The organism is Pseudomonas sp. HMSC066A08 (assembly GCF_001813025.1).
Taxonomy (GTDB): domain Bacteria; phylum Pseudomonadota; class Gammaproteobacteria; order Pseudomonadales; family Pseudomonadaceae; genus Pseudomonas; species Pseudomonas aeruginosa.
The window spans coordinates 44,976-51,369 of the sequence record NZ_KV811263.1 but is presented as its reverse complement, the minus strand read 5'-3'; the positions used below and the strand labels follow the sequence as shown (position 1 = coordinate 51,369).

The 6,394-nt window shown below is 64.9% G+C and carries 5 protein-coding genes; 1 reads left to right on the top strand and 4 read right to left on the bottom strand.

The features are described from left to right. Nucleotides 1-75 precede the first annotated feature (75 nt). Nucleotides 76-1,392, bottom strand: a complete 1,317-nt coding sequence (locus tag HMPREF2886_RS04460) for an MFS transporter (protein ID WP_070746855.1) — start codon at nucleotides 1,390-1,392, stop codon at nucleotides 76-78. A 287-nt stretch (nucleotides 1,393-1,679) separates the two neighbouring features. Between HMPREF2886_RS04460 and HMPREF2886_RS04455 the strand changes: the two genes are divergently transcribed. Beyond that, a complete protein-coding gene (locus HMPREF2886_RS04455; protein WP_003096677.1) occupies nucleotides 1,680-2,084 on the top strand; it encodes an acyl-CoA thioesterase in 405 nt (134 codons plus the stop codon). A gap of 45 nt (nucleotides 2,085-2,129) precedes the next feature. On the opposite strand, the gene betA is transcribed toward HMPREF2886_RS04455, so the two are convergent. The 3 genes from betA to betI form a co-directional block, all read right to left on the bottom strand. Then, nucleotides 2,130-3,815 carry a choline dehydrogenase gene (gene betA / locus HMPREF2886_RS04450; RefSeq protein WP_003136284.1) on the bottom strand — a complete coding sequence of 562 codons (1,686 nt, stop codon included), beginning with the start codon at nucleotides 3,813-3,815 and terminating at the stop codon, nucleotides 2,130-2,132. 135 nt (nucleotides 3,816-3,950) lie between these two features. Beyond that, on the bottom strand, nucleotides 3,951-5,423 hold the full coding sequence (gene betB, locus HMPREF2886_RS04445; protein WP_070746853.1) for a betaine-aldehyde dehydrogenase: 1,473 nt from the start codon (nucleotides 5,421-5,423) through the stop codon (nucleotides 3,951-3,953). Nucleotides 5,424-5,483: 60 nt separating this feature from the next. Further along, nucleotides 5,484-6,077: a transcriptional regulator BetI gene (gene betI / locus HMPREF2886_RS04440; RefSeq protein WP_003096684.1), complete on the bottom strand. Its 594-nt coding sequence runs from the start codon at nucleotides 6,075-6,077 to the stop codon at nucleotides 5,484-5,486. Between the last annotated feature and the right edge of the window lie 317 nt (nucleotides 6,078-6,394).

Below are 6,394 nucleotides of genomic sequence, written 5' to 3'. Positions count from 1 at the left end.
TGCGCATTATAGGGAGATAGAAACTGGCGTCAACGTTTATTTCAAAAATAATTCAAATAACCGCCGGAACCGCTTTCACCCCACCGAAACCGCCTCGCCAGCCGGCTTTTTCTGCGCCAGCAGGTAGAGCCCGACGAGGAAGCCGACCAGGCACAGAGTCACCACGTAGTAAGCCGGCCCCATCGGGCTCTGCTTGAGCAGCAGGGCCACCGCCATCGGCGTCAGCCCACCGAAGATGGCGTAGGCCAGGTTGTAGGAAAAGGACAGGCCGGAGAAACGCACCACCGGTGGGAACGCATTGACCATCACGTAGGGAACGGCGCCGACGATGCCGACGAAGAAGCCGGTCAGTGCATATAAAGGAAAGAGCCAGTCCGGGTGGGCCTTGAGGCTGCCGTAGAAGCTCCAGGACACCAGCGCCAGCAGCACGCTACCGGCAACGAAAGTCAGCCCCGCGCCGAAACGATCCGCCATACGCCCGGCGACGACGCAGCCAAGGGTCAGGCAGACGATCGCCAGGCTGTTGGCCTTGAGCGCCGTGGCGGCATCGAAGCCGTATACGCTCTGCAGCACGGTAGGTGTCATCAGGATGACCACCACGATCGCGGCCGACAGCACCCAGGTCAGCAGCATCGACACCAGGACGGCGCCACGATGATCGCGGACCACCGCTTTCAACGGCACTTCCTCTGCCAGTGCCTTGCGCTGCTGCAGCTCGGCGAATACCGGCGTCTCGTGCAGCCAGCGGCGCAGATAGACCGAGAACAGGCCGAACACCCCGCCGAGCAGGAAGGGAATCCGCCAGGCATAGTCCTGCACTTCTGTCGCGCCATAGAAGCTATTGATCGCAGTAGCCACCAGCGAGCCCAGCAGGATGCCCGCCGTCAGGCCGGAAGTCAGCGTCCCGCAGGCATAACCGACATGCCGTGCCGGTACATGCTCGGCGACGAAGACCCAGGCCCCCGGCACCTCCCCGCCAATCGCGGCGCCCTGGATCACCCTCAGCAGGAGCAGCGCCAGGGGCGCCCAGATGCCGATCTGCGCGTAGGTCGGAAGCAGGCCCATGATCAGGGTCGGCACCGCCATCATGAAGATGCTCAGGGTGAACATGCGCTTGCGCCCGAGCAGGTCGCCGAAGTGGGCCATGATCACGCCGCCCAGCGGCCGCGCCAGGTAGCCGGCGGCGAACAGGCCGAAGGTTTGCAGCTGACGCAGCCATTCCGGCATGTCCGCCGGGAAGAACAGCTTGCCGACCACGGTGGCGAAGAACACGAAGATGATGAAGTCGTAGAACTCCAGCGCTCCCCCCAGGGCGGAGAGGGACAGGGTCTTGTAGTCGCTGCGGGTCAATGGACGCTGGGCCGGCGCCTCGGGAGCATTCGCGGATGGCATGTCGGGATTGTTCTCTTTATTCGTTCAGCAAGCATGAGCGGGGTTCGACCGGCAGGCGTGTCGACCTGCGACCCGGGGACGCAGGAGCGAAACCATAGCAAATCGAAGAATGTCCACACAGTCGGTCGAAGAGAGAACCGGGCGGTCGTCGGCCGCCCTACTCCTCTATATAATGCCCGGGCGCCTCTGAAAGCTGTCCCAAGACCTTGCACCGGCAGGCGTTTTGGGAGAGTTTTCCCCTAAACCGCGCTTGAACAAGAAATCCGGGGGGCACGAGGCCCTTACCTATGATCGAGCTTGAACAAGAAGACCCCATTCCCCAGGGAGACCTGGCCTTGCAGATTACCGCGCTGCCGCGCGAAACCAACGGTTTCGGCGATATCTACGGCGGTTGGCTGGTATCCCAGATGGACCTGGCGGGAACCGCCATGGCCAGCAAGATCGCCGGCGGCCGTATCGCCACCGTCGCCATCGACCGCATGGCCTTCATGGTGCCGGTCGCGGTAGGAGCCCAGCTTTCCTTCTATACCCAGACCCTGGAAGTCGGCCGCAGCTCGATCCGCATGCTGGTCGAGGTGTGGAGCGACGACCCGCTGTCCAGCGAATGGCGCAAAGTCACCGAGGCGGTGTTCGTGTTCGTCGCCATCGATGGCAGCGGGCGCACCCGCCCGGTCCCGCCACGCCGGGGCTAGACGCAGGAACGCCGGCTATCGCCGGCGTTCTTGTTTGCGCGTTCCTCAGGCCCGCACGGGGTTGCCGCGTACCGGCGCATCCCCGGCCACGTAGTACTTCGCCGTGCTGCGCGGCAGCGGCTGGCGACCGCGGATCCTGTCGGCGATCTTCTCGGCCATCATGATGGTGGTGGCATTGAGGTTGCCGGTGATGATCAGCGGCATGATCGACGCATCCACCACTCGCAGTCCTTCCATGCCATGGACCCGTCCCTGGCCATCGACCACCGCCATGTCGTCGCTGCCCATCTTGCACGAGCAGGATGGGTGGAAAGCGGTCTCAGCATGGTTGCGGATGAACTCGTCGAGTTCGGCGTCCGACTGCACGTTCACCCCTGGGCTCAACTCGCGGCCCCGATAGGGGTCCAGCGCCGGCTGGTTCATGATCTCGCGGGTCAGCCGGATGCCGTCGCGGAACTCCTGCCAGTCCTGCTCGTGGGACATGTAGTTGAACAGGATGCTCGGATGCTGGCGCGGGTCCCTGGACTTCAGGTGGATGCGCCCGCGGCTCGGCGAGCGCATCGAGCCCATGTGCGCCTGGAAGCCGTGCTCCTGCACGCCCTTGCTGCCGTTGTAGTTGATCGCCACCGGGAGGAAATGGAACTGGATGTTCGGCCATTCGAACGCTTCGCGGGTTCGGATGAAGCCGCCGGCCTCGAACTGGTTGCTGGCGCCGAGCCCCTTGCCGAGGAACAGCCATTGGGCGCCAATGGCCGGCTGGTTCCACCATTTGGTCGCCGGGTAGATCGACACCGGCTGCTTGCAGGCGTACTGCAGGTAGAGCTCCAGGTGATCCTGCAGGTTGGCGCCAACGCCCGGCAGGTCATGCACTACCGGGATGTCTAGGTCGCGCAGCAGAGCCGCCGGGCCGACGCCGGAGCGTTGCAGCAATTGCGGCGAGGCGATCGCGCCGCTGCATACCAATACTTCGCGGCGGGCGTGGGCGGTGACCGGGTTGTCGCCGTTGCCCACCAGATAGGAGACGCCGATGGCGCGCTTGCCGCTGAACAGGATGCGGTCGCTCAGGGCGTGGGTGACGATAGTCAGGTTGGGCCGGCCGCGGGCCTGGTCCAGGTAGCCGCGCCCGGTGGCGGCGCGACGGCCTTCCGGGGTGACGGTCCGGTCCATGGGGCCGAAGCCTTCCTGCTGGTAGCCGTTGAGGTCATCGGTTCGCGGGTAGCCGGCCTGCACGCCGGCCTCGACCATCGCATGGAACAGTGGGTTGTTGCCGGCCTTCGGCGTGGTCACGCTGACCGGGCCGTCGCCGCCATGGTAGTCGTTGGGACCGATGTCCCGGGTTTCCGCCTTGCGGAAGTACGGCAGGCAGTCGAGGTAGCTCCAGTCCTCGAGGCCCGGCTCCTTGGCCCAGCCGTCGAAGTCCAGGGCGTTGCCGCGGATGTAGCACATGCCGTTGATCAGCGAGGAGCCGCCCAGGCCCTTGCCGCGACCGCACTCCATGCGGCGGTTGTTCATGTAGGGCTCGGGGTCGGTCTCGTAGGCCCAGTTGTAGCGCCGTCCCTGCAACGGGAAGGCAAGGGCGGCCGGCATCTGGGTGCGGAAGTCGAAGCGGTAGTCGGGACCGCCGGCTTCGAGCAGCAGGACGCTGACGTCGGCGTCTTCGGTGAGGCGGGTAGCGAGTACGTTACCGGCAGAGCCGGCTCCGATGATGATGTAGTCGAATTCCTGGGACATGCAGGCCTTCCTCTTTTCTCGGCATGACACCGGCCGCGACGCTGGCGCGCCGGTGTCTGGAAGTTCGGAATGGCCGGTGTCAGGGAGCGTTGCCTGGGACCGGCCTGGTTAGGGGGTCGAGCGCTGCGTCGAGGCTCAGAACACCGAGGCGTAGTCGCCCAGCTCCACTTGCACGGACTTGATGCGAGTGTAATGAGCCAGGGTGGTGAGACCGTTCTCGCGACCGACACCGGATTGCTTGTAACCGCCGACTGGCATTTCCGCCGGCGACTCGCCCCAGGTATTGATCCAGCAGATGCCGGCTTCCAGGCGATGGATGGCGCGGTGGGCGCGGGCCAGGTCCTGGGTCACGACGCCGGCGGCGAGGCCGTACTCGGTATCGTTGGCACGGCGGATCGCCTCGTCTTCGTCGTCATAGACCAGGATGCTCATCACCGGCCCGAAGATTTCCTCGCGGACGATGGCCATGTCGTCGCTGCAATCGGTGAACACGGTCGGCGCGACGTAGGCGCCATTGCCGAACGCCCCATCGGTCACACGCTCGCCGCCGCACAGCAGGCGAGCCTTCTGCGCCTTGCCGGACTCGATGTAGCCGAGCACGCTTTCCATGTGCGGGAAGCTGACCAGCGGGCCGAAGTTGGTGTTCTCGTCCTGCGGGTCGCCGAGACGGATGCGCTGCACGCGCTCCAGTACCTTGGCTTCGAAGCGGGCCTGCTGGGAACGGTGGATGAACACCCGGGTGCCGTTGGTGCAGACCTGGCCGGAGCTGAAGAAGTTGGCCATGACGGCGATGTCGGCGGCGCGGTCGAGGTCCGCGTCGGGGAAGATGATCAGCGGGGACTTGCCGCCCAGCTCCATGGTCACTTCCTTCAGCGACGAACTGGAAGCACTGGCCATGACTTTCTTGCCGGTGGAGGTGCCGCCGGTGAAGGAGATCTTCTCGATCAGCGGGTGCTCGGTCAGCCACTGGCCGACTTCGCGTCCGCTGCCGGTGAGCACGTTGAACACGCCGTCCGGCACGCCGGCCTCGGTGTAGATCTCGGCCAGCTTGAGGGCGGTCAGCGGGGTGACCTCGCTGGGCTTGAAGATCATTGCGTTGCCGGCAGCGAGGGCCGGGGCGGATTTCCACAGGGCGATCTGCACCGGGTAGTTCCAGGCGCCAATGCCGGCGACCACGCCCAGCGGCTCGCGGCGGGGGTAGACGAAACTGGTTTCGCGCAGGGGAATCTGCTCGCCTTCGATGGCCGGGACCAGGCCGGCGTAGTACTCGAGCACGTCGGCGCCGGTGACGATGTCCACCGAGCGGGTTTCCGCCAGCGGCTTGCCGGTATCCAGGGTTTCCAGGGCGGCCAGTTCGTCGTTGCGCTCGCGGAGGATGTCGACGGCGCGACGGAGAATGCGCGAGCGCTGCATGGCGGTCATCGCCGCCCACACCTTCTGCCCCTCGACGGCGCTCTGCACGGCCCGCTCGACGTCTTCCCTGGAAGCCCGCTGGACCTTGGCGAGCACTTCGCCGTTGGCCGGGTTGATGGTCTCGAAGGTGGCGCCACTGCTGGCCTCCACGTAGCGACCGCCAATGTAGAGCTTCTGTTCTTCGAATCGGGCCATGTTGCAGTCCTCTCTTATCGGTATCGCAGGCGCAAGGCGGCGCCGCGGGGGTTTTCGTCCCTACCCCGACTGTTTTGCCAACTGCTGGTCGAGGTAGTCGTAAGCGATGTTCAGGGCCTCGTCGGTATCGAAGGCGTCGCCGGTCAGCGCGCCACGCAACCACAGGCCGTCGATCAGCGCCGCCAGGCCGCGTGCCGCGGCGCGGGCGTCGTCCGCCGAGAGCTGGCGGCGGAACTGGTAGCACAGGTTCGAATACAGGCGATGGTCGTTGACCCGCTGCAATCGACGCAGTGCCGGCTGGTGCATGCTGGTCGCCCAGAACGCCAGCCAGGTCTTCATCGCCGGACCATTGACCTGGCTGTCGTCGAAGTTGCCTTCGACGATCGCTCGCAGGTGCGCCCTCGGACTGTCGTCGTAGAGCGCCGCGCGGCGTTCGCGTACGGCCTTGCTCAAGGCGCTGAGCAGGTGCCGCATGGTCGCTTCCAGCAAGCCGTTCTTGTCCTGGAAGTAGTGGCTGATGATGCCGTTGGAAACACCCGCCAGGCGGGCTATCAGGGCGATGCTGGCGTCTCCCATGCCGACCTGATCGACCGCCTCCAGGGTGGCGTGAATCAGTTGCGAGCGGCGGATGGGCTGCATACCGACCTTGGGCATTGCTATCTCCTCTCGTCGATGGGTGCGTGCGGGCACCGACCGACGTCATTGGTGGCCAGTCTATTTTGTTTTTATTGAACGTTCAATCAACTAAGAATAAGCTCGGCGTCCATGAGCGGCTCCCAGCCTGCGTGCAACCTGGCCCGCGCCGTTCATCACCTCGTCGCCGAAGTCCGCCAAGGATCGCAGAATCCGGGCTTCAAGTGGGGTGGCAATGCTGTGTCTGTAGTCCGCGGCCATAAGCCGCCATGCTTTCACTGCCATGGGGTCATCCTCCAATGAGTACTGCTTCGCCAATAAAAACAAACGAGCAGGTA